The sequence below is a fragment of the bacterium genome (genome assembly GCA_024224155.1).
Taxonomy (GTDB): Bacteria; Acidobacteriota; Thermoanaerobaculia; order Multivoradales; family JAHEKO01; genus CALZIK01.
Window position 1 is genome coordinate 35,268 of record JAAENP010000139.1, and the last position, 25,690, is coordinate 60,957.

At 66.1% G+C, this 25,690-nt stretch carries 50 protein-coding genes; all 50 read right to left on the minus strand.

The genetic code is table 11. The annotated features are described in order from the left end of the window. Nucleotides 1-2: 2 nt before the first annotated feature. Nucleotides 3-593 carry a hypothetical protein gene (locus GY769_07940; GenBank protein ID MCP4201848.1) on the minus strand — a complete coding sequence of 197 codons (591 nt, stop codon included), beginning with the start codon at nt 591-593 and terminating at the stop codon, nt 3-5. 27 nt (nt 594-620) lie between these two features. Further along, the gene (locus GY769_07945; GenBank protein ID MCP4201849.1) at nt 621-1,037 is read right to left on the minus strand and encodes a single-stranded DNA-binding protein; all 417 of its coding nucleotides are present in this window, start codon (nt 1,035-1,037) and stop codon (nt 621-623) included. A gap of 323 nt (nt 1,038-1,360) precedes the next feature. Beyond that, nucleotides 1,361-1,939 carry a GTP cyclohydrolase I FolE gene (folE, locus tag GY769_07950; GenBank protein ID MCP4201850.1) on the minus strand — a complete coding sequence of 193 codons (579 nt, stop codon included), beginning with the start codon at nt 1,937-1,939 and terminating at the stop codon, nt 1,361-1,363. Then, nucleotides 1,936-2,568: a 4Fe-4S cluster-binding domain-containing protein gene (locus tag GY769_07955; GenBank protein MCP4201851.1), complete on the minus strand. Its 633-nt coding sequence runs from the start codon at nt 2,566-2,568 to the stop codon at nt 1,936-1,938. The genes folE and GY769_07955 overlap by 4 nt, the downstream gene beginning before the upstream one ends. A gap of 119 nt (nt 2,569-2,687) precedes the next feature. Then, entirely contained in the window at nt 2,688-3,080 is a 393-nt protein-coding gene (locus GY769_07960; protein MCP4201852.1) for a hypothetical protein, read from the minus strand. Nucleotides 3,081-3,084: 4 nt separating this feature from the next. Continuing rightward, nucleotides 3,085-3,609: a hypothetical protein gene (locus GY769_07965; protein MCP4201853.1), complete on the minus strand. Its 525-nt coding sequence runs from the start codon at nt 3,607-3,609 to the stop codon at nt 3,085-3,087. 25 nt (nt 3,610-3,634) lie between these two features. Beyond that, complete coding sequence (queD, locus tag GY769_07970) at nt 3,635-4,027, minus strand: 6-carboxytetrahydropterin synthase QueD (GenBank protein MCP4201854.1); 393 nt, start codon at nt 4,025-4,027, stop codon at nt 3,635-3,637. Continuing rightward, complete coding sequence (gene queF, locus GY769_07975) at nt 4,015-4,464, minus strand: preQ(1) synthase (protein ID MCP4201855.1); 450 nt, start codon at nt 4,462-4,464, stop codon at nt 4,015-4,017. Before queF ends, queD begins: the two co-directional genes overlap by 13 nt. Then, entirely contained in the window at nt 4,406-5,176 is a 771-nt protein-coding gene (locus tag GY769_07980; GenBank protein MCP4201856.1) for a hypothetical protein, read from the minus strand. Before GY769_07980 ends, queF begins: the two co-directional genes overlap by 59 nt. Then, a complete protein-coding gene (gene queC / locus GY769_07985; protein ID MCP4201857.1) occupies nt 5,173-5,847 on the minus strand; it encodes a 7-cyano-7-deazaguanine synthase QueC in 675 nt (224 codons plus the stop codon). The genes GY769_07980 and queC overlap by 4 nt, the downstream gene beginning before the upstream one ends. Before the next feature lie 241 nt (nt 5,848-6,088). Continuing rightward, nucleotides 6,089-6,748 (minus strand): ParB N-terminal domain-containing protein, encoded by a 660-nt coding sequence (locus tag GY769_07990; GenBank protein MCP4201858.1) that lies wholly within the window; start codon nt 6,746-6,748, stop codon nt 6,089-6,091. Next, nucleotides 6,681-7,385: a ParB N-terminal domain-containing protein gene (locus tag GY769_07995; protein ID MCP4201859.1), complete on the minus strand. Its 705-nt coding sequence runs from the start codon at nt 7,383-7,385 to the stop codon at nt 6,681-6,683. Before GY769_07995 ends, GY769_07990 begins: the two co-directional genes overlap by 68 nt. Next, nucleotides 7,382-8,092, minus strand: coding sequence for a hypothetical protein (locus tag GY769_08000; GenBank protein MCP4201860.1), 711 nt, complete (start codon nt 8,090-8,092; stop codon nt 7,382-7,384). Before GY769_08000 ends, GY769_07995 begins: the two co-directional genes overlap by 4 nt. Nucleotides 8,093-8,097: 5 nt before the next feature. Then, on the minus strand, nt 8,098-8,607 hold the full coding sequence (locus GY769_08005; GenBank protein ID MCP4201861.1) for a hypothetical protein: 510 nt from the start codon (nt 8,605-8,607) through the stop codon (nt 8,098-8,100). Then, nucleotides 8,582-9,007, minus strand: coding sequence for a RusA family crossover junction endodeoxyribonuclease (locus GY769_08010; protein ID MCP4201862.1), 426 nt, complete (start codon nt 9,005-9,007; stop codon nt 8,582-8,584). Before GY769_08010 ends, GY769_08005 begins: the two co-directional genes overlap by 26 nt. A gap of 17 nt (nt 9,008-9,024) precedes the next feature. Continuing rightward, on the minus strand, nt 9,025-9,696 hold the full coding sequence (locus tag GY769_08015) for a hypothetical protein (protein ID MCP4201863.1): 672 nt from the start codon (nt 9,694-9,696) through the stop codon (nt 9,025-9,027). After that, on the minus strand, nt 9,693-9,923 hold the full coding sequence (locus GY769_08020; GenBank protein MCP4201864.1) for a hypothetical protein: 231 nt from the start codon (nt 9,921-9,923) through the stop codon (nt 9,693-9,695). The genes GY769_08015 and GY769_08020 overlap by 4 nt, the downstream gene beginning before the upstream one ends. Nucleotides 9,924-9,960: 37 nt before the next feature. Continuing rightward, entirely contained in the window at nt 9,961-11,022 is a 1,062-nt protein-coding gene (locus GY769_08025) for a hypothetical protein (GenBank protein MCP4201865.1), read from the minus strand. A gap of 151 nt (nt 11,023-11,173) precedes the next feature. Then, nucleotides 11,174-11,446, minus strand: a complete 273-nt coding sequence (locus tag GY769_08030; protein MCP4201866.1) for a hypothetical protein — start codon at nt 11,444-11,446, stop codon at nt 11,174-11,176. A gap of 309 nt (nt 11,447-11,755) precedes the next feature. Then, nucleotides 11,756-12,073, minus strand: a complete 318-nt coding sequence (locus tag GY769_08035) for a hypothetical protein (protein MCP4201867.1) — start codon at nt 12,071-12,073, stop codon at nt 11,756-11,758. Next, nucleotides 12,073-12,297, minus strand: a complete 225-nt coding sequence (locus tag GY769_08040; protein ID MCP4201868.1) for a hypothetical protein — start codon at nt 12,295-12,297, stop codon at nt 12,073-12,075. Before GY769_08040 ends, GY769_08035 begins: the two co-directional genes overlap by 1 nt. A 4-nt stretch (nt 12,298-12,301) precedes the next feature. After that, nucleotides 12,302-12,514, minus strand: a complete 213-nt coding sequence (locus GY769_08045; GenBank protein ID MCP4201869.1) for a hypothetical protein — start codon at nt 12,512-12,514, stop codon at nt 12,302-12,304. A gap of 11 nt (nt 12,515-12,525) precedes the next feature. Then, on the minus strand, nt 12,526-12,807 hold the full coding sequence (locus GY769_08050; GenBank protein ID MCP4201870.1) for a hypothetical protein: 282 nt from the start codon (nt 12,805-12,807) through the stop codon (nt 12,526-12,528). Between the two features lie 27 nt (nt 12,808-12,834). Further along, the gene (locus GY769_08055) at nt 12,835-13,092 is read right to left on the minus strand and encodes a hypothetical protein (GenBank protein ID MCP4201871.1); all 258 of its coding nucleotides are present in this window, start codon (nt 13,090-13,092) and stop codon (nt 12,835-12,837) included. A gap of 1 nt (nt 13,093) precedes the next feature. Further along, nucleotides 13,094-13,444, minus strand: coding sequence for a hypothetical protein (locus GY769_08060; protein MCP4201872.1), 351 nt, complete (start codon nt 13,442-13,444; stop codon nt 13,094-13,096). Nucleotides 13,445-13,678: 234 nt separating this feature from the next. Continuing rightward, complete coding sequence (locus GY769_08065; protein ID MCP4201873.1) at nt 13,679-14,416, minus strand: collagen-like protein; 738 nt, start codon at nt 14,414-14,416, stop codon at nt 13,679-13,681. 21 nt (nt 14,417-14,437) lie between these two features. Beyond that, nucleotides 14,438-14,917: a hypothetical protein gene (locus tag GY769_08070; protein ID MCP4201874.1), complete on the minus strand. Its 480-nt coding sequence runs from the start codon at nt 14,915-14,917 to the stop codon at nt 14,438-14,440. Beyond that, nucleotides 14,914-15,063 carry a hypothetical protein gene (locus GY769_08075; protein ID MCP4201875.1) on the minus strand — a complete coding sequence of 50 codons (150 nt, stop codon included), beginning with the start codon at nt 15,061-15,063 and terminating at the stop codon, nt 14,914-14,916. The genes GY769_08070 and GY769_08075 overlap by 4 nt, the downstream gene beginning before the upstream one ends. Continuing rightward, nucleotides 15,060-15,329 (minus strand): hypothetical protein, encoded by a 270-nt coding sequence (locus GY769_08080; protein MCP4201876.1) that lies wholly within the window; start codon nt 15,327-15,329, stop codon nt 15,060-15,062. The genes GY769_08075 and GY769_08080 overlap by 4 nt, the downstream gene beginning before the upstream one ends. Continuing rightward, nucleotides 15,326-15,712: a hypothetical protein gene (locus GY769_08085; protein ID MCP4201877.1), complete on the minus strand. Its 387-nt coding sequence runs from the start codon at nt 15,710-15,712 to the stop codon at nt 15,326-15,328. Before GY769_08085 ends, GY769_08080 begins: the two co-directional genes overlap by 4 nt. After that, nucleotides 15,702-15,962: a hypothetical protein gene (locus tag GY769_08090; protein ID MCP4201878.1), complete on the minus strand. Its 261-nt coding sequence runs from the start codon at nt 15,960-15,962 to the stop codon at nt 15,702-15,704. Before GY769_08090 ends, GY769_08085 begins: the two co-directional genes overlap by 11 nt. Beyond that, on the minus strand, nt 15,959-16,435 hold the full coding sequence (locus GY769_08095; protein MCP4201879.1) for a hypothetical protein: 477 nt from the start codon (nt 16,433-16,435) through the stop codon (nt 15,959-15,961). The genes GY769_08090 and GY769_08095 overlap by 4 nt, the downstream gene beginning before the upstream one ends. Then, nucleotides 16,425-16,688, minus strand: a complete 264-nt coding sequence (locus GY769_08100) for a hypothetical protein (GenBank protein MCP4201880.1) — start codon at nt 16,686-16,688, stop codon at nt 16,425-16,427. Before GY769_08100 ends, GY769_08095 begins: the two co-directional genes overlap by 11 nt. Beyond that, nucleotides 16,688-16,876 (minus strand): hypothetical protein, encoded by a 189-nt coding sequence (locus tag GY769_08105; GenBank protein ID MCP4201881.1) that lies wholly within the window; start codon nt 16,874-16,876, stop codon nt 16,688-16,690. Before GY769_08105 ends, GY769_08100 begins: the two co-directional genes overlap by 1 nt. 106 nt (nt 16,877-16,982) lie before the next feature. Next, nucleotides 16,983-17,804 (minus strand): hypothetical protein, encoded by an 822-nt coding sequence (locus tag GY769_08110; protein MCP4201882.1) that lies wholly within the window; start codon nt 17,802-17,804, stop codon nt 16,983-16,985. A gap of 68 nt (nt 17,805-17,872) precedes the next feature. Further along, nucleotides 17,873-18,304 carry a hypothetical protein gene (locus tag GY769_08115; protein ID MCP4201883.1) on the minus strand — a complete coding sequence of 144 codons (432 nt, stop codon included), beginning with the start codon at nt 18,302-18,304 and terminating at the stop codon, nt 17,873-17,875. Further along, nucleotides 18,301-18,582, minus strand: coding sequence for a hypothetical protein (locus tag GY769_08120; protein MCP4201884.1), 282 nt, complete (start codon nt 18,580-18,582; stop codon nt 18,301-18,303). The genes GY769_08115 and GY769_08120 overlap by 4 nt, the downstream gene beginning before the upstream one ends. Next, nucleotides 18,579-18,794 (minus strand): hypothetical protein, encoded by a 216-nt coding sequence (locus tag GY769_08125; protein ID MCP4201885.1) that lies wholly within the window; start codon nt 18,792-18,794, stop codon nt 18,579-18,581. Before GY769_08125 ends, GY769_08120 begins: the two co-directional genes overlap by 4 nt. Beyond that, a complete protein-coding gene (locus GY769_08130) occupies nt 18,791-19,066 on the minus strand; it encodes a DUF4031 domain-containing protein (GenBank protein MCP4201886.1) in 276 nt (91 codons plus the stop codon). The genes GY769_08125 and GY769_08130 overlap by 4 nt, the downstream gene beginning before the upstream one ends. Before the next feature lie 102 nt (nt 19,067-19,168). After that, entirely contained in the window at nt 19,169-19,501 is a 333-nt protein-coding gene (locus GY769_08135) for a hypothetical protein (protein ID MCP4201887.1), read from the minus strand. A gap of 288 nt (nt 19,502-19,789) precedes the next feature. After that, complete coding sequence (locus GY769_08140; GenBank protein MCP4201888.1) at nt 19,790-19,984, minus strand: hypothetical protein; 195 nt, start codon at nt 19,982-19,984, stop codon at nt 19,790-19,792. Continuing rightward, complete coding sequence (locus GY769_08145; protein ID MCP4201889.1) at nt 19,981-20,316, minus strand: hypothetical protein; 336 nt, start codon at nt 20,314-20,316, stop codon at nt 19,981-19,983. Before GY769_08145 ends, GY769_08140 begins: the two co-directional genes overlap by 4 nt. A 1-nt stretch (nt 20,317) precedes the next feature. Continuing rightward, on the minus strand, nt 20,318-20,725 hold the full coding sequence (locus GY769_08150) for a hypothetical protein (GenBank protein ID MCP4201890.1): 408 nt from the start codon (nt 20,723-20,725) through the stop codon (nt 20,318-20,320). A gap of 106 nt (nt 20,726-20,831) precedes the next feature. After that, on the minus strand, nt 20,832-21,275 hold the full coding sequence (locus GY769_08155) for a hypothetical protein (protein ID MCP4201891.1): 444 nt from the start codon (nt 21,273-21,275) through the stop codon (nt 20,832-20,834). A gap of 10 nt (nt 21,276-21,285) precedes the next feature. Continuing rightward, the gene (locus GY769_08160) at nt 21,286-21,696 is read right to left on the minus strand and encodes a hypothetical protein (protein ID MCP4201892.1); all 411 of its coding nucleotides are present in this window, start codon (nt 21,694-21,696) and stop codon (nt 21,286-21,288) included. Nucleotide 21,697: 1 nt separating this feature from the next. Continuing rightward, nucleotides 21,698-22,294: a hypothetical protein gene (locus GY769_08165; protein ID MCP4201893.1), complete on the minus strand. Its 597-nt coding sequence runs from the start codon at nt 22,292-22,294 to the stop codon at nt 21,698-21,700. Then, nucleotides 22,291-22,698 carry a hypothetical protein gene (locus GY769_08170; protein ID MCP4201894.1) on the minus strand — a complete coding sequence of 136 codons (408 nt, stop codon included), beginning with the start codon at nt 22,696-22,698 and terminating at the stop codon, nt 22,291-22,293. The genes GY769_08165 and GY769_08170 overlap by 4 nt, the downstream gene beginning before the upstream one ends. After that, on the minus strand, nt 22,695-22,871 hold the full coding sequence (locus GY769_08175) for a hypothetical protein (GenBank protein ID MCP4201895.1): 177 nt from the start codon (nt 22,869-22,871) through the stop codon (nt 22,695-22,697). The genes GY769_08170 and GY769_08175 overlap by 4 nt, the downstream gene beginning before the upstream one ends. Nucleotides 22,872-23,002: 131 nt before the next feature. Continuing rightward, nucleotides 23,003-23,638, minus strand: a complete 636-nt coding sequence (locus GY769_08180; GenBank protein ID MCP4201896.1) for a hypothetical protein — start codon at nt 23,636-23,638, stop codon at nt 23,003-23,005. Between the two features lie 15 nt (nt 23,639-23,653). Then, nucleotides 23,654-24,742 (minus strand): hypothetical protein, encoded by a 1,089-nt coding sequence (locus GY769_08185; protein ID MCP4201897.1) that lies wholly within the window; start codon nt 24,740-24,742, stop codon nt 23,654-23,656. Nucleotides 24,743-25,690 lie beyond the last annotated feature (948 nt).

The following is a 25,690-nucleotide window of genomic DNA, read 5'->3' on the forward strand; positions in this document are numbered from 1 at the left end:
GCCTAGTCTTTGGGGCGCAGGTCCTCTGGGATCTCCCGCTTCTTGACGACCGTGATCCGAAGCTCGGTCGGTCCTCCCTCCGGGGTCGTCAGCTCGGTCCTGATCTTGCGGCCCCACTTCTCCGGGTCCACGGCCTCGAGGTAGCGTGCCGATGCCTGCCAGCACGGCGCCTGTGCCGGCCTCAGGAGGTGGGGCTGTCCGTCCTTGTCCAGGAGGAGCTTTCCCTTCTCGTCCCTCAGGTACTCGGCCTCCGCCCCGAGGCCCGCCCGCTGTATGTTGGTCGCGTGGGCGGCCTGGTTGTCGGCGCGGGCCTGCCTGACCTCCCGGACCAGCTGCACGAAGACCTCCTCGCCCCGCTTGGAGCGTACCAGCCCCCGGGCCTCCATCCTCTCCAGCTCGTCCTCGCCCCGCCCCAGCCAGTTGTAGAGCGAGCGCTCGGAGTACCCCAGCGACTCGATGGCCTGCTTGTTGTAGTGCACCTGGCGGACCTTCTGGCATATGCGCTCCACCAGCTCGGGCGTCAGCGAGTGCCGACGCCCGATCGACCTCTTCCTCTTGGCCGGTGCCCCCTTCTGCTTCTCCTTCTTCGCCATCCTCGCCTTTCCGGCGGCGGCCCCGTGTTAGAAAGGAACGTCGTCCGTCTCTTCCGGACCCGCCGCCTGTGCCCCGTCCGGATGGACGGGCTGCTCGACCCGGGCGTTCGGCCCGCCCTTGCTGCCGAGCATCAGCATCGTGTCGACGTTGACCTCCGTGGTCTGTCGCTTGTTCCCGGACTTGTCCTCCCACTCGCGGGTCTGGAGCCGTCCCTCGAAGTAGATCTGGTCGCCCTTGTGCAGGTACTTCTCGGCGATCTCGCCGACCTTGTTCCACAGCACGCAGCGCACCCACTCGACGCGCTCCTGCTTCTCCCCGTCCTTGGTCCACTGCTCGTTGACCGCGACGGAGCAGTTGGCCACGCAGGTCCCGCTCCGGGTGTATCGGATGTCCGGGTCGCGTCCCAGGTTTCCGATGATCTGTACCTTGTTTAGTCCTCGCATTGTCGTCTACCTCCTCGCATGATTATATAACCAGGCGGCGCGCTTTCCGCCCCTCTTTTTCCAGAAACCCCTCCCGGGCTCCCGGGTCTCCGGCTCTCCGTACGACGCGACCTTTCAAGAACGGGGCCTCCCCGCTCTCTGTACGACGCGCTGCTTCGGAAAAGGGCTTCTCCGGCCCCCCGAATGACGGGCCCTTTCAACGCCGGTCCTCCCCCGCTTTCTGTATGACGCCGCTTTTCACGAACGGCTCCCCCGGTTCCCTGTATGAAGCGAGTTTCCAACGACCGGCCCTTCCTCCCCCATGTACGACGCAGCTCCAATGCTCATCGGTCCAAGAAAGCCAGGAACTCCCCGCGGGTCTCCGGCTCCGTCCGAAAAGAGCCCAGCATGCACGAGGTCACCATGTCCCCCTCGGAGCGGATGCCCCTCATGTGCATGCAGGTGTGCATGGCCCGGATCACGACCCCGACGCCTCCCGGGGCCAGGCCCTCCTCGATCGCCAGGGCGATCTCCCTCGTCAGCCGCTCCTGGATCTGGAGTCGCTGCGAGAGGCAGCGAACGAGGCGCGGTATCTTCGAGAGCCCGACCACCTTCCCCTGCGGCAGGTAGCCCACGTGCGCCACCCCGTGGAACGGCAGCAGGTGGTGCTCGCATAGGCTCCCGACCGGCACGTCCTTGACCACGACCATCTCGTCGTAGTCGGCCTCGAATTGCTTCTTCAGGATGTCCCCCGGCTCGCTCAGGTAGCCCTCCGTCATCTCGTGGAGCATCCGGACCACCCTGTCCGGCGTGTCCTTCAGGCCGTCCGAGTCCACGTCCAGCCCGAGCTCGAGCATCACCTCCCGGATGTGGTTCTTGGCGGCCACGCTCGGCCCCACCCTGAACCCGTCCTTGAGCCTCATCGTATCCCCCATCCCTTGTGCTGCTGCACCGACAGCCGCCATCCCCACGGCCCGGGCCGGTCCTCCGGGTTGCGCTTCACCTGCTCCAGGCACCACGCCAGGTTGTCGGGTGGCAGCACGTCCCCCTCGAACGCCGGGCTCGCGTAGAGCATAGGCACCTTCGTCCCGTTGTGGGGTATCTTCTCCGGCAGCCGCAGCCCGGGGACGAGGACGTAGCGGATCTCGTCCGCGTCCCAGACCGCGATCTGGTCGTCGTCCGTCTTGGGCGACATCGCGATCCAGTCGATCCCGTCCGGAAGGTGCCTCGTCCCGTTGGTCTCCACCGCCACCGCCCAGCCGTCGCCGTGGAAGCGGTCGACCAGCTCCTGGTCGAGCTGGAGGGCGGGCTCCCCTCCCGTGAAGAGGACCCACCGACAGCCGTACCCCAGGCCGCGGGCCGCCCGCACGATGTAGTCGCCGGTCATCGGCTTGCCCCCCGAGAAGTCCGTGTCGCAGTCGAAGCCCTCGTCGAAGATCGCGCAGTCGAGGTTACACCCCGCGAACCGGACGAAGACGTTTGCCGTCCCCGCCCTCGCCCCCTCCCCCTGGAGGGAGTAGAAGATCTCCTTCACCGTGTAGCTCTGCATCATGCCTCCATCCCAGTGGCAGGAGTCCCTGCCGTTCGTGCTCGGCCGGCTGTCCCGTGGCGTGGTTCGCCCCGCCGCAAGAGCATCGGCACCTCCGGCTCGTGGCGCCCCTGCATCTCGAGCTACAGGCCATCGCTCTCCGGCTCCTCCTCCTCTTCCAGCTCGAACAAGGAGGCCAGCTTGTCCCAGTACCTCGCCGCATCGTCGCCGTAAGGCTCCTCCCGGTTCTTGTACAGCCAGTCCAGGATCCAGGTCATCTGCCAGCCTGGCGTCTGAATCTGAATGTCGTCCAGGGGAATCGCCTCCTTCTCCTCGTCGAAGGAAGCGAAGGACTCGTGCTCGAAGACCGCCATCAGGCCACCGGCGGCCGGCAGCGCTTGCACGAACTTGGCCCCCTTCGGCAGTCCCCTCACGATCCGGTAGGGATGCCGCCACTCCCTCCCCTTGTCCTCGGTCAGCCACCGAGAAAGGAGCGGCCCCGTGAAGATGTAGCCCTTCCTCCTGACCCGAGCCATCGGCCTACGATCCGATCTGGTCGGCCGCTCCCGACTCCTCGTCCTCGGGCGGCTCGCTGTCCTTGCCCGGCTCCGCGTCCTCCGCTTCCTCCTCCGGCTCCTCGAGGTCGTCCTCGTCTTCCTGATGCTCGCGCTCCATCCGCTTGGTCTCCTCCTCCACGCGGTCAAGGACCTCCTCGATCTGCATCTGGCGGTCCTCGTCGGTCAGGGGCCGCATCTCCACGATCTCCCCCGTGTCCGTCCGCACGATCTCGACCTTCGAGTTGTCCTCCGCCACCACGGCGCGCACCTCCACGGTCCCGACCTCGACCCCCTTGCGCACGGCCCGGGCGAGGGCCTTGATCCGCAGCCGGTGGTGCGTGACGTCGTCCTTCAGGGCGTCGACCTGCACCTTGGTCCTCCTCTTGACGTCGTCGATCTCCCCCTCCAGCTTGGCGGCCTGAAGCGCCACCAGCGCCAGGGTCCGTCCCCTCTCCGCGATCTCCGCCTCGTTCAGCGTGATCGGTAGCTCGAGCGTGTAGTTTCTCATCCCACTTCCTCCCTTGATTTGGCTTTTATGGTCGTCTGCCCGACGTGTACGAGCAGCGGTTCCCCTCCGTCTCCTGCACCTCCACCTCCCGAAGCCAGCACCCCTGGTATTGGTTCGTGGTCAGGGCGTCCTGGAGCCATTCGAAGATGTACTTCGCCAGCATCTCCGAGGTCGGGTAGAAGTTCAGCTCCTCGTTGAGGTTGGTGTGGTCCAGCGGCTCGACCACCTCCCTCATGAGCGCACCCAGTTCGCCGTAGTCGATCAGCATCCCCTCCTTGGGTCCGCCCCGGCAGAGCCTCTCCCCCTCCACGGTTACCCGGACCAGCCAGGAGTGGCCGTGCGGGTTGGAGCATTGGCCGTCGTGCTTGGTCAGGCAGTGGGCCGCCTCGAACCTCATCTCCTTGGTCACCGAGTACATGGCTTCTTCTCCTTGGCGGCGAGCTTCGTCCTGCCCACGGGATCGGGAAGCAGCTTAGTCGCCCTAAGCCTGATCCCCCCCCGCGACTTGAAGGTCCCCGTCACCTCCACCCACACCGGCTCGAGCCTCTTGAACAGCCCGAGGGCGATCTCCGCCACCAGGCGCTCGTCGAAGCTCTCCCTCGTCCGGAAGCCCATCAGGTACAGCTTGAGGCTCTTGGTCTCCAGCAGCCTCTCGAACGGCCGGTAGGTGATCTTCAGGTGCCCGAAGTCCGGCTGGCTCGTCACCGGGCAGATGTGCGTGAACTCGTCCGTCTCGAACGAAACGACTGGCGGGCGCGTCCCCATCATCTGCTCGTCCCAGTTGAACGCGTCCAGCTCACTTGCCGCCAGCGGCTTGTTCGTCTGCCTTCCCAGATACTTGGTCGTTTGCTCCATCGAGCTCCCTCCTCCATCTCCACGCGACCTCATCCTGAAGTCGCTGATACGCGTCCACCTCGGGCCTAAGATCCCGGTGCCCCTGTATTGGCAGCCGGCCCCTGAAAGACATCGTCCACGTGCCCCAGGCGCTCGGCGCCCTCGTCCAGGTCGCCGTGTCCGCCGTCTCGAACGGGAACGTGAGCAGCATCCTCCTCGAGACCCAGCCGAAGGAATGGTATCGCATCGGCCAGTGCCGCGAGAAGCAGCCCTCCAGGTACCTCATCGAATCCGGCACCGGCTCCCCGAACCGGCAAGACAGCCCCACCTTCCGGAAGTGCCGGGCGTACTCGTCCAGCAGCTCCAGCGACTCCCCGATGTGGTGCACCGGGAAGGCCGGCGAGCCGTTCTCCTTCATCCGGAGCGCGTTCTCCAGCGAGCGCTGCGGGTCACCGATCGCGTCCAGCGCCACGGCCTCGTCCCAGAACGGGCTCTTGCTCTCCTCCGTCAGCGCCTCCATGTCGATCTCCTTGCCGCTGCACCACGCGCTGTAGGCCCCCGAGTCCAGCATCCAGCATCGGGGCCGGATCTCGTGCTTGGCGATCAGGTTTCTCATCCCCTGCAGGTAGGGGAACGCCACCAGCATCCCCATCCGCAGCTCGTCCCACCGGCCCCTCATCTCCCGAAATGTCTTCGCGGCCCCCGGATTGCTGGCCAGGTAGAGCAGCGTCATCTGGCGTACCTCGTCGGGTCCCCGGAGTCGGCCAGGCCGAAGGCCTCCCGCCTCTCCGTGCAGGTCCCGCACCTTCCGCAATGAAGATCCCCTCCCTCGTAGCAGCTGTACGTCAGCTCCCACGGCACCCTCAGCCTGTCGCCCTCCCGGACGATGTCGGCCTTGGTCATCGCGGAGAACGGCGTCAGGAGCATGAGCGGCTCGTAGTGGGCCACCGCCAGCACGCCCCGCATGGCCTCGATGAACCCCGGGCGGCAGTCCGGGTAGATGGCGTGGTCGCCCGCGTGCGCGGCGTAGGCCAGCATCCTCTTCCCCCAGGCAAAGCAGTAGCCCGCCGCCACCGACAGCAAGATCATGTTCCGGTTCGGCACGACCGTCTCCTTCATGCTCGCGTCCTGGTAGTGCCCGTGCGGCACCGCCACCCCGTCGTCCGTGAGCGCGCTGCCCCGGAGGCAGTCCCGGATCTCCGACAGGTCTACCACCTCGTGGGGCACCCGGGCGGCCTCGCACACGAGCGCCGCGTGCTCCAGCTCCCGCCGGTGCCGCTGCCCGTAGTCGAAGCTCAGCGCCTCCAGGCGGCGACCGTCCGGCATCTTTTCCAGCATCCAGTAGAGCAGCGTCGTCGAGTCCATCCCGCCGCTCAGTATCACCACGGCCCCGCCCTCTTCCATCTCGTCTACCTCCCTCCCCGCATCGTCCCGGAGACGCCCGGGGTCGCGGGGGTCGATGTAAGCGATGTAAGACGATGCGATCTCTCCCCTGCGTTTTGCCCTGCGTTTTTCATGCGTTTCGTGCCCTTTGTGCGTCTTGCCCTGCGTTTTCCGTGCGTTTGCCCTGCGTCGTGCCTTGCGTCCGGGTCGGCGGGGGAGCCGGGGGTCGCCGGGGTCGTAGGGACCGATGTAAGCGATGCGATCAAGCCAGGAAGTTCAGGCATATCAGCTCCACCGCGCGGCCCTCCCGGATCTCCGGGTCGCGCTCCGAGCAGCGCACCTCGAGGACCGCCGCCTCGATCACGTTCCGCTCCGCCACGGTCAGCCGGATGGGCGCCGACATCGGCACGGAAGGTCCCCCCTCCCCGCCTCCCCCGGAGGCCGTCGTCGTCCCCGGCACGTATGAGCTGGTCGTCGGGGGCGTCCACGTTCCCGAGGACAGGAAGGCCTTGATCTCGTAGCCCTCCCAGAGCTGCGCCGGCTCCAGCATCCCGGCATCGTTCAGGCTCCTCATGCTCCGCTCCAGCTCGTCCAGGTTCCACCCCGACAGCTCCGCCGTCCGGTTGTCCCGCAGCATGTACAGCCGCTGCTGGCCCTCCTCGTCGATGTCGCTTATCACGGCGGCCACGTGGTCCCACTCCAGGAGCAGGGCCGCGTCCAGCGTCCCCTCCCCCGCCAGCAGCACCAGGTCGTCCTTCTCCCGGGCCACCACGATCGGCGTCTGCTGTCCGTGCTCGTTGAGCGACAGCGACAGCGCCCTCACGTCCGGCTTGCCGTGCTTCCTGACGTTGTGCTTATTCGGGCGGACCAGCCTGGTCTCCACCAGCAGCTCCTTCAGAGCCCGGTTCCCCTTCCATCTCATCCTGGTTCCTCGCTTCCACGACGAAGACGCGGCAGATCGCGCCGATCACCGCGCCCTCCGAGTGCTCTTGCTTCTCGTCCCCGAGCTCCTCCCGCATCTTTGCCACGGCCCGGTCGACGACCTCCCTCTCCCCGGTGGTCAGCATGAGCGGTGCCCCCCGCTCCGCCGCCTCCCGGTCCTTCCTCTCCTTCATCTCCCAGTCCGCCTCGATCAGCGCCGACAGCTCGCTCGGCTCCCAGAGCCCCGTCTCCTCGAGCGCCAGGCCGTGGTCCCTCTTCAGGGCCTGCAGCTCGCGCGACAGCCTCTCGAGGTGCCACGACGACAGCTCGGCCAGGCGGTTGTCCCGGATCATGTACAGCGTCCGCTCGTTCTCCTCGTCGATGTCCGTGACCACCGCCGAGAGGTGGGTCCAGCCCAGCGAGCGGGCCGCCAGAAGGCGCCCCTCGCCGACGAGGAGCATGCCCCCCGGCTTCACGACGATCGGCTTCTGCTGCCCGTGTTCGTCCAGAGAGCGGGCGGTCGCGTCCACGTCCCGCTGGGTGTGCAGCCTGGCGTTCCGCGGGTTCGTGACGATCCCCTCGATCGGGGTCAGCCACCGCCGCAGGTCCCGGCTCCCCTTCCAGACCTTCTTGGTCATCCCCGCTCCCTCTTCGACCTGTGCCTCAGCCGACGCTCGGCGTCCCCCCACGGCGTCCCCGTCTGGAGCATGACCATGCTGCCGTTCCCGTTGGGGTAGTCCCCCACCCGGAACAGCCGTCCGTGGTAGAGCAGCGACCGCTCGAGGACGGCCTTCACCATGGCGCGCTCGTTCCCCTCGTTGTACTTCAGGTTCCGCCCGCTCGGATGCGGGACGGCCACCCGCCAAGGGCGGTCGAGCGGGCCCGGCTCCTCCCAATTGTAGTTGGGGCGGACGAACCCCACGGCGTCGCAGACCCGGCGGCCCAGGAAGATCACGGGGTCGCCTCGAAACTCGAAGCCCTCCGCCATCACCTTCAGCGTCGACATCCGGGGCGACTTCTCCCCCGCCCAGTGCTTGAGCAGGTTCACCCGGTCGAACAGGCACAGGAAGGTCTCGTAGGTCACCCCCAGGATGGCGCACAGCACCCACGCCGGCCTCGCCGACAGCGGCCCGTGCGGTCCCTCCCCCGTCTTGGGCGGCCACTCCCCCACCAGGAGCGGCTTCGTCTCCATCAGGCGGGGCCGGGCCCCGTCCATGATCTCCACCCTCGAGCCGGGGTCCGTCGGACCGTACCACCCCGACAGGCTCGGCAGCATCGGTTGTTGTTCGTCGCTCATCTTGATCGCTCCATCCAGCCTCTCGGCCATCACCTCGATCGCGGCCATCCGCCTCATTGCAGCACCGGCCACCTCAGTCCCGCGAACAGGCTGCGGATCACCTGGGTCAGCATCACGGTGACAGACGGGCCGACCTCCCTCTTCATCCGGACGGCCTTTTCCCTGTCCTCGACGTACACCTCCGCCGCCGTCTCCTTGCGGTTCACGGCGAAGACGGCGGCCCCCCTGACCGGCCCCTTCTGCTCTCCCTCCGCGCCCTTGTCCTTCGGCTCCAGCATGACCGATATGCCCACCACGACCACCGCGTTGCCCGCCGCTATCCGGGCCTGGATCCTGCTCCGGGTCGTCTGCATGAAGGTGTCCAGCGTGGTCCTGCTCGAGAGCGCCATGGTCTCGACGTCGACCAGCTCGCCGATTCCCCCCTGCATGGTCGCCACCATGGCGAGCGCCTCGCCCCCCTTTTTCTGCGCCGCCAGCATCTTCTCCCCGAGTCGGCCCATGCCCCGCCGCATGAGCGGCAGCTCCAGGTCGCCCGGGCTAATCCCGCCCTTGATCAGTCTCATGCCTCACCCGCTCCTTGACCTTCCAGCCCTTCAGCCGGACGACCTGCATGTCGTTTTTGACCGCCCCGCCGTGCTGGAGCGCCTCCATCACCAGCTTGCTCAGGTTGTCCACGTCGGCGTGGCCTGTGTCCCAGTGGCCCGGCCGCACCTGCTCGACGAGGATCTCCGTCCGTCCGTGTCCCTGTCCGCGTCCGCCCTCCGCCTTCGGCCTGGCGAACGTGAACGACACGTCGACCCGAACCGGCAAGGTCGGGTCCCAGTCCGGCAGCCTCCGCACGGCGCCCTGGACCAGCAGCGTCAGCTCGCGGAGCGCCCGCTTGGACTGGGGCGTCCCTGCCCCCTTCGGGTTGGACTTGCTTTGGAAGCTCGGCCTCGCGTAGGCTATCGGCCTCCCCTCCATCGAGATCCGCAGCCCCCTCACCAATCCACCTCGCCGCTGTCCTTCGGGGACCGCCCCTGCCTGCCACCTCGCCGTCCCCTCGGCAGGCCCATGGTCTTGTAGAACCTCCTCTTGCCGTCCCCCTTCTCGCAGGAGCACATCCGGACCGTGTCCATCTCCTTGTAGGAGACCCCGTCCTTGCTAACGAGGGTCACGCCCTCGTGGAAGGTGAAGCCCGTTCCCCGGCACCCGCACCCCGGCGGCGGCGGCTTTGGGAAGAGCCTCTCCCTCAGCTCCCGGAGCCTCTTCCTCCGCTGAACGTGGTCCTCGCTCTCCCGCTCCTCGATCACGGCCTTCGCCCAGGTATCCATGTTTTGGCGCATCTTGTCCATCTCGGCCTCGCTCACCCCCACCTCGGCCGCATCGAGGAGAACCCTCGGATCCAGCGCCGTGCGGTAGAGCTCCACGCATCCCGCCATGACCCCGGCCAATCGCAAGAGAGGCTTCTTCCTGGCCTCGGCCTCCTTCGCCCGCTCCTCGCGCCGCCGAAACTCCAGCTCATCCTGGCCCTGCACGTTCTCGACCAGCTCGGGCTCCAGTACCACGGACGACGAGGGCACCAGGGCCCTGGACTCCTCCTCCTTGACATCCTCCTTGGCCTCCGCTCGTCGCTGCTCCAGCAGCAGCTCCTCCCGCTCCTTCGGGTTCACGACCTGATCGCCTTCCTCACCCAGTTGGTGAGCCAGACTTCCAGCCCGGCGCTCTTGCGCCTGTCCTCGCTCCTGTACTTGCTGCGCGGATGCATCTTCAGCCAGTTCTCGGCCTTGGAGATCTCTCCCTTCAGCCACTCGAGCGAAACGGTGAACTCCTTCGACAGATGCGTCCGAAACGACCTCGGCACCAGGAGCATGTCGCCGTCGAAGGTCACCTCCCGCAAGGGGGTCGGCTCCGCCTTCTTCTCCTCCGGAAACCAGCTAGAGGAGGCTTTCTTGGCCGCCCTCCGGAGCAGCCTCTGGTCCGTCGGGCTCAGCAGCTCCAGTATCATCCCCGCCAGCTCCTCCGGCTTCCCCTCGATCTCCGCCGTCATCACCTCCCCGACCTTGTTTACCGCTATCCGCATCGTCCTCTCCTCTCTCCTTCTTTCCCACCGGGCACCACATCGAGTGGTCCGGCAGGGTCTCTCGGCAGGATCTGCACCACTTGCTGGACGGCTCGACGGGAGGGGTCGGTCGGCTCGTGATCTCCTCCTCCTCCTCCATCGCCTCCCTGTCCTCGAGCGCCTTCTCCATCCAGTTGTGGAGGTACAGGTCCAGTCGGCTCCGGGTCCCCCGACGCTTCGGGTTCTTGACCAGCCACCGGGTGGCCTTGACCATCTCCCCCTTGATCTCGTCCTTCGAGAAATGGCGCTTCCAGCAGGTAAGAAACTCCTCCTTGAACGACTTGCTGGCGTCCAGCTTCTGGTCTTCCTTGTTCCACTTCACCCTTCCCGTGACGGCCGTGGGCTTGGGTGCGGCGTCGGGAGGCCCGTAGGGCGCTCCCGTACCTCCCCCCTCAATAGAAGCAAGATCTTTCTTAATATCTCTCTTGATCTTACTACCTCCATCTAGATCTGAGTATGAATATGGATCGTTGGACGCTCGTTCAACGCTCGTTGAGCGTTCGTTGGACGCTCGTTCAACGCTCGTTCCCTTCTTCCGTGCCTCGGCAGAGCGCTTCCCGGCCCTCCTGCGCTGCGCGTAGAGCCTGCTCACGCGCTCCCTTTCCCTTTCTAGTCTTGGGTTTGAGAGCCCGGCCCCGTTCTTCTCCCAGCAGTCGGTCAGGGGGTACTTCCAGACCGCGGCGAACTTCCTCCGCGAGTACCGGATCAGCGACCCGATCTTCTCGGGTTCGGTTGGTAGCGCACCCAGATCCCACGAGGCCTCCAGCATCCGTCGGTAGGCCAGGTCCTGGTCGTCCGTCATGGCCTGGACCCGGGGGTCCGCGTTGTAGTCGTACAGCCACCACGGCATGTAGGGGTACTTGCCCTTGGTGCTCATCGTCGTCTCGTTTCTGCTGGCAAGCGGCCTCTCCTCTCGATGGGAAAGCCGGGTAGCTCCTCCCTGCTACGGAACGGCTTGCCCGGCTCCCGGCGTCGGGCGGTCTCCCGCCCGTCGTTCCCGTACTTATATAATCACAGCACGACCCGTATCAACTCTTTTTTTTATAGAACGAGATCGCCCGCCGTGCGCACCCGGCGCAGAAGAGATGAGTCACCAGGACGAGGTCGGGCACGCCGTCCTCGTTCGTGACCACCTTCCACTTCATCCCCTCCCAGGCGTTGCGCTCGGTCAGCTTCTTGCCGCACTTGAAGCACGGGGTCTGGTACTCGTAGGCCCGGGTCCTCTTCGCCCGCGTCTCGGCGCAGACGGGGACCTTGACGAAGAACGGTCCCGGCATCGGCGGGATGTCTTCGGGGGGCATGCTATGGATGCGCCTCGAGATGGCAGGGGCGGCACATCCACTCCACCAGCAAGGGACTCGTGTGGTCCGGGTGGTGCTTCTCCGCTCGTTCGGTCCCGCAGCGGCAGCACGGCTTCCGCTGTATAAGCCCGCGCCTCTGGTAGACATTTGCGTATGCTCGCGCCCGGACCTTCGTCCGCTGGGGCTCCGGCAGATGAAGGTATCCCGCGGGCAGTCCCCTCCGCCGTTCCCGCATATAGCTCGCGTGGCACGACCTGCAGTACGCCTGTCCCGGCCTGTCCCCCTCCTCCCCACAGCGCGAGCAGCGTTTCACGCCGACCGGCCCTTGGCGTAGTTGCGCTCGGCCCGGTCGTCCTTCGTCAGGACGCCGTTCTTGTGTCTCCTCGAGTGCTCCTCCCTGGCCGCGCAAGCCCCACAGAGGCCCCCGATCGTGGCCGCCACCAGCCTCCGGCACCTGGAGCACCTCTCGGAGTAGACGGAGCCGCTCTCGTCCGGCCCGCAGATCCGGTTCCCGCAGGCATCGCATCTCCCCCTCTTGAAGAGCCGGATCTCCCCGCACCGCACGCATCTTCTCAGCTCCTCCGACGTCCCCAGCGTGCCGACCACCGGCCCCGTCTCGGCGGCCATCAGCTCGCCGCCTTTCTCTGCCTCTCCGCCAGCTCGTGGCCCCATCTCCTCTGGCCCCCGCACGCCCGGCACTTGTACCAGAGGTCGACGCTCGTCTCGAGCTCCCACCCGCACGACCGCCTCACTCGTTCGTGAAGAACCTGCTCGTGGGAGTAGTCGTGGACGGTCGCCGTCCTGCAGAACCGGCAGTTCAGCCGCGCCCGCGCTGTCCTCACCTTGTCCATGTTCTCACCCCTCCTCGAAGTACTCGAAGATCTCCTTGCTTATCAGATTCAGGCGCTTGCGCTCGGACAGCCCCTCAAGAGACGTGGTCAGGTTGCTCCGCGTCAGCAGCATGCGGGCCTCCAAGAGGTCGGTCGCCAGCCTGGCCACCAGGTCGTCCTTGTCCTTGCCCTTGCAGGAATCGACCAGCATCTCCAGCTCGACACCCCAGATCCTCATCGCTCCTCCTCTCAGGCGTACGAGACGCAGGCCCCGGCGCAGTCCGCCCGCCACAGGAGCCGCTCCTCGACGCTCAGGTTCCCCTTGGTGCCGTCCCTGACATAGACGGCCACCCACGGAACGTGCCCGCCCTGTCCGGCCTCCCGGTAAACGACGATCCTGGTTATCATGCAGGGGTCCTCTCTTCCGTCCGGGGCGGCGATCCGTATCTCATGCCCCACCCTGAAGATCCTCTCCTCGTCGTCGCTAATGCGCCAGCTGACGCTCTGGATCCATCCCTCGTCGTCCAGCATCGAGCACGGCTTTTCCATCTCGGCCCCCTATCTCTCGCCCGTCGTCTCGCCCGTGCAATACGGGCACGGCGGATTGATGTGGCACGAGCACCCCCCGGGCTTCTCGCCGAAGTACTCCCCCATCGCCGCGTCCAGCTCCTTGCTGCCCTCCGGGTCGAAGGTCCGGTCGTAGCGCCGTCGTCCCTCGTCCATCTTCGCCCAGACCTTCTCGCGTAGCTTCCGGGTGCATTCGCCGCAGTAGCCGTACCCGGAGGCGTCTGGAGTGCATCCGCACGGCAGCCTCATCTCATGCCCTCCCGGCTCCGGGTCGCTTTTTCTGCTTCAGGCCCTTCGCGGCCATCTGGAGCAGCCTCAGCGCCGGCTCCCTTTCCGCGCCGCACAAGAGCCTGGCGGCCTCGAGGGCGAAGATGGTCTCCGGCCTGGTCTCGAAGTCGCAGCACCCGATCCAGAAGTCCTGCTTGTCCTCCTCGTTCCACCAGCTTTTGGCGTAGGCGTGTGCCTCCGCCTCCATGTCCAGCTCCTCGGGCGGCACCGTGATGTTGCCGAAGCCGTCGCCCGGAGCCTTTGGCCTGTAGCGGGCCTCCCTGCACATGCAGCGATAGGCCTCCTTGATCTGCTCCCTGACCTCCCTGTTCATGCTCCCTCGCTTTTAAGATGCCCGCGCTGCCGGTATGAACCTTTACGGCGAGTCACGCCAACAGCACGGGCTCCTCGCGGTCTGGCTCTCGGCGGCGGCAACCCGTCGTGAAAGACACCGCCGAACCGCGAGCTGTACTCCTGCGGCGGCCCCTGGCCGAAGTTGGGGGGTATACGACCATGGGGCGGCCTCGTGGGTCGGACCTCGGACACCGCAGGAAGCAGAAACCATTGTTTATTCTTGGACGTTGGCGCAAATAGCCCAAACCCGCAGGGTTGCTTTCTGGCTTGTGCCAGGACGTTCGTCGGCCCTCATCCCTCTTGCCGCCCAAGACCAGACGCCTTGTAACTGGTCCGGCCAGCTATCTATGACCGCCCCTATCGCCGGAAGTGTGGTACCAGGTGGAGTAGTGACGCTCATCGTGGCGCCCCCTCCAAGTATCTTTTTTGGAAAGGGACACCATGCCCTACCGAAAATTTGGTCATAGGTCTGTAGGTCGAATACGGTGTATGAGGCATAGACAACCTCGTATCCGGGTAGTCCTGACCCTGCGGGTCCAGGCTCTCCGGGTGGTCCTTGTTCGCCGGGTGGTCCCTGTGGACCAATAGGACCGGGCGCCCCATCTGCCCCAGGCTCTCCCGGCGGACCAGACTCTCCCGGTTCCCCCTGTGGCCCCGTTGGACCTTCCGGCCCTGTAGGACCCAGCGTGAACTCGGCGATCGCCCCGTCCGTCTCGAACACGTACGCCCCGGGCTCCGTCTCCAAGAACTCCACGACGATCAGCTCCGGTGATTCGCTGAGGACCGTCGTCGGCACCCCGTCGATCAGTACCACTTTCTCATCCTCAAACGTGGCCCCGTGAATATAGGCTCGTTGCAGGTCGGCGTCCACCTCGATCCGGTGAATCGGTGGTTGGGCAAAAGCCGTCGAGGCCATCGCCAAGATCATTAGAAAAAAACATGGTCTCTTCATCGTCTCTCCTCTCCTGTTAAGTTAGAAATGGTCCTGTTCCGGGACCTCGACGCGCTTCGATAGCACAGCCCCCGAGCCCGGAAGCCAGCGGCCCCCTCTCTTATCGAGGCACCGGCCGCAATACAAGACCCGTTCCCAGACGCGGCCCGAGCTCCCCGGCGGGGTCGTCATCACGTGGCGCGTCCCGCACCTCCCGCAGTGGAGGACCTGCCTCCTCCAGACCACCTGTAGCTCGTCGTGCCGCAACGCGTTGGCCTCCGCCTGGGCCGCGAGGCCAATCCGGACGTGGTAGGTAGGCGACAGCTCGTGCTCGCTGAAGTACAGGCTCTCCCCGGCGTCCATCTGGCAGATCCTCAGCTTCCGCCTAAGGTCCCGGCGTCGGTTCGCCTCCTTCTTGCTCACGTACCACTCGTAAGGCAGGCCGCAGGCCATCGCCCGCAGGATCGTCTCGATCTCCCATCCCGTCAGCAGCGTGCCGGCCTCCCCGGTATCGTGGATCATCTCAGCTTCCCTCGCCGGATAACATAGAATCCCCGGCGTAGCCGCATCGCCCGCCGATCCCTCCTCGTGTACAGGTAGGCCCGGAAGGCGCCCTCCCTGGAGAAGCAGAAGTCGAACAGCACAACGGCTATCAGCAGCTCGATCATCGGTCTTTCTCTCTCCCGTCCTCCGGCTCGTAGCAGTCCTTCGGCCCAGGTTTCTGGAAGCAGCAGATCACCCCCTCGATCGTTCCGTGTAGCTTGCACCGCTGGAAGTAGTCCGACCGCTTCCGGTCCGAGTGCTCGGAGCTGGAGCACGTGTCCCAGTAGCTGAGCGACCGCTTCCAGAATCGGATCGTCGGGTCGGTCCTCATCCTGGCGATTCGGCAGCCGGTCTGCTTGGTATGAAAGTCGAGGTGCTGGCAGGGGATCATCTCTTCCCCTCGTATATGTATCTGAGCCCATTCTCGAAAGCCTTCGCCAGCTCGCCGAATCCGCCTTCGATAGACGCCCCGATCGTGTGGCCCGCCCCTTCGATGGCCTCCGCGAGACCCTCCAGCCCCTCCTTGTGCACCTTGCCGTGGGCCTCGATCGCCCCCATCGGCGTGCACGCATCGCCGTTTCCGAGATCCCTGACAGACCGAGCTAGTCCCTCAATGGCTCCGCCGATCTGACCCGTCGTGTCCACGATGTTGAGAACCCGATCCTCTTGCCCGGAGACGAAACTGCTCTTGACCGGATAGGCCTTCCGCAGCTTGTCGATCGCCTCCGCCACCGCAAAGAGTCCCCTTTCGATGTCTCCACCTTCACCGCCCATCGCCCCTCTCCTCTCTCTTCTTGAGATAGTCCCTGAACTGCTGCTGCTGCTCCTCCCAGAGGCCCTGATTCCACTTCCTGGCATCAGGGTCCCGAAGCTCGGGAACGGCGTCGAGAGCGGCGACCAGCTTCGTGATCGCCGCGTACTGATAGAGCTCCCTGTCCTCCCGGTTCTTCGCGCCCTCCGCCTTCTGGCAGTGAGCCAGCGCCTCCCCCGCGTTCTTGAGGATGCGGTCGGCGGGTGAGGTCATCGCCATTCCCCGGTCCCGTCACGCCACATGATGATCGGGTTGTACTCCCGGGCAACCAGCTCCTGCCCGTCGCTCAGCTCGAGTGCTACCTCGCAAGAAAGGATCGTCCCCGGCATCGCCCCTTTAGGAAGAGACGGGGCGCGCTTCCGGGCGCCGCGCACCTCGGCGAAGTACGGGGCCTTGTCGGGAAGATAGACCCTGTCCCCCACCTTCACGGCGCCATAGGTCGAGGGCACGAGCGCCGGTCCGTCCGGCTTCTCCCACTCCTTCGGCGTGTAGCACTTGTCCAGAACGAACGGACGCACCTCGAAGGCGTGGTAGTTGTCTCGCTCCGCCGCCTTCGCCTCCCTCATGCCTTCGATCGCCAGCTCCTTCGTGGAGAACACCCCGCCGATCCCCTGGTCGTGAATGCCGATCCTCACGACCACGTGTAGCCTCTCCGGGGGCCGGACCTCCTCGGTCTTAGTCTCCATCGGTCTTCTCCTCCGGCTCGTGGCACCGCATCGGCCCGGGCGGCTGGTAGCAGTCAAAGATGGAGTTGATCCGGCCCCGGAGCTTGCAGAACTGGACGTTCCGCGGGTTCTCCTCGTTCCCCGGCCCCTCGGTCCAGGTCGGGCCGCGCTCCCAGTAGCGCACCCCACTCTCGCCGAGTATCCCCGACGGGGCCTCCTGGATCGTGCAGTCGGTATAGTCGCCGTCGTAGTCTAAGTGCTTGCAGGGCTTCATCACCTCACCTCCCCGGTGAATCGAGCCTCCTCGCGCTGCGCCTCGAGGACCTCGATCGCGAGCTTCTTCTCGGCCAGGTCCTGGAGCAGGGCCCGGATGCGGACGAGGTGCTTCCGCCCGTACGGACATGTCTCCGGGTCGGTGCATCCGTGGGGACAAGATAGGTACCAGCCCCGGTCGCCGCTCATCGCCGCCCCTCCGTCCTTGCCAGATGCCGGAGACGGAGGACGAGCGCGAGCAGCACCACGACACAGCACGCGCCGAATCCGAGAACGAAGCAGAACAAACAGCCCGTCATCGCCGCCGCCGAACCGCCGTCGACTCGTCCTCGACCCACTTCACGCCGGGCACCTCGATCTGGCCGTCCGTCTTCTTGCCGTACTCGGCCAGCGCCTTCATGTTCAGCTGCCAGTACGCCGCCGGCACGATCCGCGCCTGTCCCTGCGCCAGGGCGGCCTTGTTGTAGTGCTCGACCGCCCGGCCGAGCAAGATGTTCTGGAGCCGCTCGTCCACCTCCGGCACCTTCACGATCTTGACGTGGGCCCCGGTCGGGGTCGCTATCGTTGGAGCCACGTCCATGACCAGGGGCGGCATCGTCAGCTCGGTCTGGTCCCGGAGCTCGGCGGCCTCCTCGGGGAGGCCCTTCTTCTCCAGCTTCTTGGCCTCCTTCTCCTGGGCGTCCTTGTGCGCCTGGATCTTCTTCAGCTCGTCGTTCCGGCGCTTCTGCGCCTCCTCCTCCGCCTTCCGTCGCTCCTCCCGTCGCCAGCCCACGCACCGGTCGTCCAGCGCCTTCTTGCCCCGCATGATGGCGTCCAGGGGCGCCTGGAAGAAGGCGACCCACTTCTTGCGCGCCTTCTCGATGCTGCGCTTGGCGTCGGCGATCGGCTCCAGGAGGTCGTCTCGTATCTCCTCGATCTCCCTCTTCTTGGTCTGGAGCTGGATCAGCATCTCGGTCGCCGTGTCGTGGGTGACCTGGTCGGCCACGACCATCGCCGCGCTCTCGTCCACCAGGTCGTTGGCCGACATGATGGCGGCCTTGTGCTCCTGGGTGATCTTGGTGCTCGTGCCCTTGGCCTTGAGCTGCTCCGTCGTCTCGGTCGTCGCGTTCTCTTGCATCGTCGTCTCCTCCTTGGATCCTTATATAACCATGCCGTCGGATCGCGGTCCAGCTTTTTTTCCAGAACTCAGAGGCCCAGCCGCTTGCACGTCGCCCGATAGAGCGCGTCCCCCTCCTCGCCGGGGAACAGAGCCGCGATCGCCTCGTTGAATCGCTCGCACTCGTCGGTCGACCAGTGGGTGGAGTCCTTGCTGTTCTGGCACCGGATCAGCGCCTCCCTGGCCTTGTCCAGGTTGTCGAAGAACTCCTCCAGATGTGGCTCGAGGTGCTTCTCCATGATGTCCACCATGTTCAGGCCGGACGGCCAGTCGTTGTCCCCGAACCGCGCGCATATCCGCCGTAGCGTGTCGACCGCCTCGCTCCGCTGCTTGATAAGCGCCATCCGCGTCCGGGTCGGCCCCTCGTCCATGACCATCACGGCCTCCCGGATCATCGTCCGGGCCACGCTCCTCTGCCCCAGCTCGTAGCTCCTCTCGTCGATCTCCTCGTGCTTGCTCACCGCCACAGCCTCCTCCTTCCCTGGTTCTCGATCTCCCCGTGCCAGTTCTTGGGGCACTTCGAGCACCCGCTTTTCGCCCGGGCCGGGTTGTTGATCGCGATGACCAGGGTCTCCCGCCCCATCTCCTTCTGGAGCGCCCGCCCGGCCTTCTCGCCGTGGTGTCGCTCCACGATGAACACCTGCTTGGTGGTGTTCGTCTTGATCTCCTCCAGCCACTCCGCCCCGTAGAGCTCGAGGCCGGGGAAGAAGGCCGTCGCGAAGTTGAAGTCCTCGCTCATCGCTCGACCTCCTCCTTCCCGTCGTGCCCGTGCATCCACGCCACATGTCCGCGGCGGTCGCGCATTCGCTGCCAGGCCGCCGTGAATATATCGGCGATCTTGGTCAGCTCGTCCCTGGTAAAGTCCCCCGCCGGCAGCTCCACCATCTGCCCCGCAAGCCGCACGGTCTCCCGCTTGTCGCTGTAGCTTTTCACCCAGATCTCCTCGCTCATCGTCGTCTCCCCTCCTGCTGCCGGAACACCTTGATCAGCTCCCGGCACGTGACCGGCCTGGCCCCCAGGCGGAGCGCCTCCCGCCTCTTCGACTGGCAGAGGTCGTAGTGTGGCCAGCGTCTGTCCCGCACGTCCCAGGAGCCCTGGAACCACTCGGGCTGCAGGCCCAGCCGCCGCGCCATCCTCTCCAGCTCGCCCCTGGTGTCCGCCGCCATGTGGGACAGAAGCATTCTCCCCCACGGATTCCGGGCGTCGTCGACGTAGACGGCCATCAGCCCTCCTCCCCTGGTCTCCTGTGCGTTTCGTGCGTTAGCCCTGCAATCGCCCTGCGGTTTTTGTGCAATCGCCCTGCGTTTTCCGTGCGTTTCGTGCGTTTATGCACTGCTCGGTGCGTCCTCGTCCTCGGCCCACTCGGCCAGCCTCTTCTGCTCGAACCAATGCCGGGCGGCCTCCTCGACCGCCTCCCGCGGGCCGTATCCCTCCCGTTCCAGCGCCTGGCACCGGCCCATCAGCCAGGCGTCGGGGATGTCCTCAAGTCCGCGCATACAGGCGAACCCCCTTTCGTGGTGGTAGGCGTCGTGGAGGGCTAGCTCCATGCACGCCAGGGTGTCCTCCCGAACGACCTCCAGCATCCGGTCGTAAGGCCAGCTCTTGATCAGCCTCAAGTTGATCGGGATCTCCATCACCAGCTTTCCATGTCTCGCCATGTCAGTCGTACCCCTCCTCCCCCATCAGCGCCTTGCCCGCCGTTAGCTGCCTCATCGTCCAGAACGGGGCACAGCACATGTAGCCCTGGACCCTCATCGACCCAGGTTCGCTATGAAACTCGGCGCACCGTCGGCAGAGGTCACGGTCGCAGACCGCGCAGACGTTCGGCGCCACCCTCCCGCAGAAGAAGCAGCGGTCGCCACGCCGCCAAGACCGGTACCAGTTCGTGACTCGATGGCGGCCCGGCAGGTTCCACAAGATAAGGGCGATTCGGCTTCGTATCCCCATCAGCCCACCTCGCACTCGCCGGACTCGGCGATCTCCCGGTCCTCGTCCTCCCAGCCCCGTCGCCAGCCCTCATGCCGCTTAGCCGATCTCGAGTCCGCCCGGTAGGGGTTGTCCCCCAGGTCGGCCCGTCGCTGCCTGGCTTTCCGACCTCGCTTGTACGCATCGCCCTCGTGCGAGCCCTTGCTTTTCGTCATTGGTCCTCCACCGCTAATATCTCGGCGGCCTCCCTGAGCTCGGGGTCCATCGCCGCCAGAGCACGCTCGCATGACATCCCCTCCTTGCGGAGGTTCTGGAATACCTCCTGGGCCTTCTCGGACTGCTTCTCGGTGACGATCTCTTGCCAGATCCGGTCCTCGAACTCGGCCCGGCACTCCTGCGAGCAGACCTTCTTCCTGACCCGCCCTTTCTTGTCTTTCGCCACCAGGCAGGGGCCGCCCTTGCGGATCGGCGTCTTGCACTCCGAGCACCGGGTAGCACCGCCGGAGAACTCGTACTCGAAGTCGCTCCGGCTCCCGATCAACGCCACCTTACTCCTCCGGCTCCGGCCCCGCCGCCGGGTTGCGATAGGAGCTGATCTCGATCTTCGGCAGAGGCGAGCGTACATTGGTCTCTCTCGGCGGGTGCTCGTGCGGCAGGAAGCGGTTGACCTTGCACCAGGAGCCGATCAAGGTTCGCAGTTCACGCCCTACGCCAATCGACTCTTCGTAGACCGCAGAGCTATCGCCCCATGGCAGCAGGCCCGGATACTTCTTGACCAAGATCGCCAGGATGTGGTCGGCCGTCATGGCCCCGCTACGGCTATCGCTCGCCAGGGGGAGCGTCTTCCCCCTCGCCGGGTCCGTCTCCTCCTTCAGCTGCCCCAGCGAGATCGTCGCCGCCTTGAGCTGGAGCTCCAGGTCCCGGGCGATCTTCATCAGCCTTTCGTCTCTCCTCATCGCCTCTCCTCCTCACCTTTCGCGCAAACCGCGCCAGTTGCTCGAGCGTTGGCCTCGGTATCTCGTCAGGCACCGATCATGATCTTGCTCCCAGCCGATCGCCCGTTCACTTCCCCATCATCTTGTTGGCGTCGGAGATCGCCCCCTTGAGCAGGCTCCCGAACTCCCGCACGGCGCCCTTCTCCCCCCCTCGCTGCTCCCTCGTCCACGCACAGTGCGGATAGCGAAGGCCGTCCGTCCCGCCCTTCCGGTAATGCTCGCAGCGACGGCAGTGCGACCCCGGCACGAACCACTGGACGGGCCGCTTCTCCCTGGCGTACCGGGGAAAGCCCCGCCCCGCCTCCGGGTTGGGGCAGTGGACCCCCTGGCCCTTTGTCAGCGTCATCGGGAGGCCGTCCGCGTCCTTGCTCTTGAGCGCCTTTCCTTCCCCTCCGCCCACCAGCGCCACCCTGCTCTCCGGCGGGTCGAAGCTCCAGTGCGCGCCCGTGAACCGGATGCGCCCGTTGCTCATCTCCAGCTGCTCCTTGAATATCCTGTCCAGCAAGCTCATGGTCTCCTCCTCAGTCGTGCCCCCGGCGATACTCCAGGTGTCCCCGCTTCTCGATAGCCCGGAGACTGGCCCGCTCGAACACCGCTGCCAGCTCGCGGAGGTCGTCCAGCGTGTACCACCCCGGCGGCATGAGCATCTTCCAGCCCTCGATCGACGCGTCGTTCGGACGGTCGCTGTAGCTTCGCAGCACGACCTTCTCGTCCTTCTTCGGGGGCGGCTCCAGCTCGGGCGAGTTGCGGAGCGACTGCCAGGGCGAGAACCCCCCCTTGTTCAGCCACTCGTCCAGCTCCCAGAACTTCTCGACCATGTTCGCCGCGTCCCGCGTGTCCACTCCGAGGCCGCACTCCATGTCGTTCCGGGCTCGGGCCGCCGCCGTCCTCAGCTCCTCCAGGCATTCGTTCGGATCCATCTCGTCCCCCATGTCACGACTTCGGCTTCTTCCCGGGCACGATCTCCCAGATGTTCTCCAGGGCTTCCGACGGCGTCTCCTGCATGCGTCCCGTCTTGCGCACCAGGCCCAGGTTCTTCAGGTCCGTCAGCCGGGGCGAGATCCTGAACTTGTTGCCGTCGTGCCCCCGGCTCCCCATGAACCCCGACAGCTCCTCCGCCCCGGCCTCGCCGCCTATCGCCACCAGCTCCCCGTAGACCAGGGCCATCTTGCGCCCCAGCTTCGCCTTGTTCTTGCGATAGGTCTCGATCGAGACCACGTCCATCTCGTGGACCGGATGGCGACCGTCCGCCGGCTTCCGGAACAGGTCGCCCTGGTCGCCCCCCTTCTCCCGCCTCGCCATCTCCACCAGCTCGTCCCGGATCTCCTTCTTCCTGGCCGTGTCCGACGCGGAGTCGCCCTCCAGAAACACCGGCTTGACCACGACCACGTCCTTGCGGAGGTAGCCCCGTAACCCGATCACGTCGCGCACGTACTCCCAGTCGGTGCTCGGCACCCTGTTCTCGCGCGCCCATCTCGCCGCCAGCGTCGAATTGCCGGCGACGATGAGTCTCCGTCTCTTTTTGCTCACTCTCCGTCCTCCTCCCTGACCTTCTTGCACCACAGCTCGTTGGCCGCGTTATAGTTCTCCGGCCCCAGGCTCCCGGGGCCGTACGCCGCCAGCTCCCAGGCCTCCGAGAAGGCCGCCGCCTTGCCGCAGAAGTAGTTGTACTGCCAATCGATGAGATACCGATTCGCCAGGTCCGCCCCCGTCATGGCCTCCAGCTCTCGTCTCTTCAGGCCCAGCGCCAGGTCCGCCCCCGTCAGCGGCTGTCCGGTCGGCCTCGGGCCCTTCAAGGAGATCCCCCGAAAGACCTTCTCCCCGTCTGTCTCCTCCATCGTCACGCCCGGAAGCTTGAGGAGCTCCCTCTCGAAGCAGTCCGAGCACAGGGGCATGTCCTTGGTCTCCTCGTTGCACACCCTGCAGTTGCTCATAGTCTTTCCCGCGAAGCGACCTGGAGCCCAAGCGGAGAGACGTATCCCATCGATTCGGGGAGCCTCCGCGCCTCGTCCCAGTCGCTCTGGATGGCCCGGCGAGCCATCATGTCGTTGACCGCCGCGCATCGGTCGGCCAGTCCCTCCGCCGCCGCACAGAGACGACAGATCATCTCTCCCGTCCTCCTCGACCGGGCGTTCGCATAGAGCGGAGCGACCAGCCGCATCACCTCTTCATGTGTAAGCCCGCCCCGATACCTCCCCGAGCAGTGCGGACAGAGCTTCTTTCCGAAACGTATCTTTCTCACAGCATCCCCCCGGCCTCCGCGGCCTTGAAGCAGTTGAGGGCCGACAGGAAGACCGCCCAGTCCCCCGGCTTGCTCATCCCCACGTACCGCCACTTGTCCCGGCCCTTTCCGTTCAGGTGGAGCACGCATCGCCTGAAGACCAGGCGGTCCCTCTTCATCTCCCGCCAGGCCCGGAGATAGCCCGCCGTCTGCCACCCCGCCATGTCCGTCTGGAGCTGTCCCGACTTGATGTCCACCAGGTGGGCCGTCTTCTCCTCCGGCACATTGCCGCAGAGGTCGCCCCGCCCGGCGTAGCCGTACCGCTGCGAGACCACCAGGAACTCCGTATCGGTCGGCCGGAAGCCGGTCACCCTCATGAAGTCCCGGAACTGCTCGATGTACGGCTCCAGCTCCTCGTCCACCGAGGCCGGGTCGAGCTCGCGCCCCTTCGCCATCCAGTAGCACGCCGTGTGGATCGCCCGGCCCTTGTTCCGGGCGTGAACCACGTGGGCGGCGTCCATGTCGTACCGGACCCACTCCCGGTTGTGGAACACCCACCCCAGGGCCGTGGTCACGGAGGGGTAGGTTCGCCCCCCGTTCCCCACGTACCAGCGCAGGCCGTCCCGCGTCTCCCGCACGCTCTCCAGGTTCATGAGGCCCGCTCCTCGCTACTCATCGAACAGCCCCGCGGGGGCATAGACGGTCGGCTCCTGGTCCTCGTCCTTCGGCGGCGGCGGCTCGTCCTTCGGCGGCGGCTCGTCCAGGTTGACCACGGGCGGCTCCTCGAGCTGCGGAGGATCCTCATCCTCCGGCGCCTTGCCCTCCCAGACCTGCGTGCCTATGCCCTCCGGCGCCTTGCCCTTCTCCCCCTCGGGCGGCTTGTCCTCCTTGGCCCCTTCCGGCTTTGGCTCCGGCTCCTTGACCGGCTCCGGCTCCCGCACGGTCGCCCCGAACACCTGGCCGACCTGCGTCTCCCCGCCCTCGATCGCCGAGAGCAGCCCCCGCATCCGTCCGGCGTCCTCCTGGGTCCACTCGTCCATCGTCCGGCCCATGTGCTCCTCGAGCATCTCCGCCGAGACCCGGATCACCGCGAAGGCGTCCAGGATCTTCTTGACCGCCTTCTTGGAGAGCTTCCGGTTCGGCTGCTTGCCCACGACCAGCAGCTTGGCCTCCCTCCAGTACCGCTCCAGGATGGCCTCCGGCACGCCGTCCCGGACCACGTTCCGCCAGGCCTTGCTCACCCCGGCCTGGAAGATCTGCATCTCCATCTGCGGGTCCATGGAGCTGAGGAGCTTCACCTGGCCGCCCCACTTCACCCGCTTCAGCAGGCGCAGCCCCCTCGTCGCCGAGAAGTTGGTCTCGAAGTCCATGAAGCGCCCCTCCAGGTCCCAGTACTCGTCGGTCTCGTCCGACACCCGGACCCCGGCGGTGCAGTTGCCCCAGCACCGGGACACGACGCGGGTCGCCCCCACGCTGGCCCCCTCGATCCGGATGCAGCTCTCGCACGTCTTGCCCGGGGCGTGCGTGCAGCCCTTCCCCTTGCGGGGGATGGAGTAGTACCCCTTCTCCGCCAGCTCGGGGAACGCCTTCAGCTCGGCGATCGCCGTCTCCATCGCCACCGCCGGGTTGCGCCGATGCACGACCGCGATCTTGCGCATCTGGTCGTGCTCCACCGCGATCACGTCGGCGCCCCTCGTGATCAGCTCGGCCGCCACCGACCCCATGTCGTTGCGAGCATCCTTGTTTTGGTTTACCATGTGATTGCCTACTCCTTTCGATACCGGCGTCGGGTTCAGCCCCCGGCGCCATTTTTCTTGGTTAGACGGCGCCCCGACGCTCGTCCCCCTCCCCGTTTCTGATTCGCGGTCTGGCTCTGGGCATCGTCGTCTTCTGTCGCTCCGTGGCCCAGTAGGGCGAGATGCACTTCGGACACCTCTTGGGTCTCGGCACCCGGGGCGTCCAGGTCCAGCCGCACCGCCTGCATCGGCGCTCCTCTCGCTTGCCCTTGTCCATGCTCTCCTTCCTGCGGCCCCGAAACAACCCGCAATGGGGCAGCATTTTACGTCCCGTTCATTATATAAGGATCTCCTCCGCCCCCACAAGATAAAAAAAGACCAGAGGTCGCCTGGTGACGATGTAAGCGATGCAAGCGATGTAAGCGTGCCCACCGAAACCCCACGAATCAGGCCCCGTTTGGGTCGGCACGCCTCCCGCTGGTACGAGATACCGCGGCTTGGGCGCTCACCCGGTACCAGATAGGCGGTACGAGATAACGCGGCTTGGATGCTCGGGCGGTACGAGATAGGCGGTACGAGATGTCCGCAGCGGATTCTCGCCAGGTACAAGATGTGGGCAGCCGGTTTTAGAGGTACGAGATCTCCGCAGCGGATCTTGGCCTGGCACAACATAGGGGCCACGAGATACCGCGGCTTGGAAGCTCGGGAGGCACAACATAGAGGCGGGCCGTCCTGGTCCTCCTCCCACCCGGCGCCCTTTGACGAGCCTGACGCCCGTTGACGGCCCCAAAAGCCCCCCATTTTCGCCCCCCCACCCCCCCCCCCACCCCCCCCCACCTCCCAACCCCACGCCCCCCCCCCCCACCCCCCCCCCCCCCCCCACACTCCCCCACCCCCCCCCCCACCCCCCCCCACCTCCCCACCCCACCTCCCCCCACCCCCCACCCCCTCCCACCCCCCCCCCCCCCC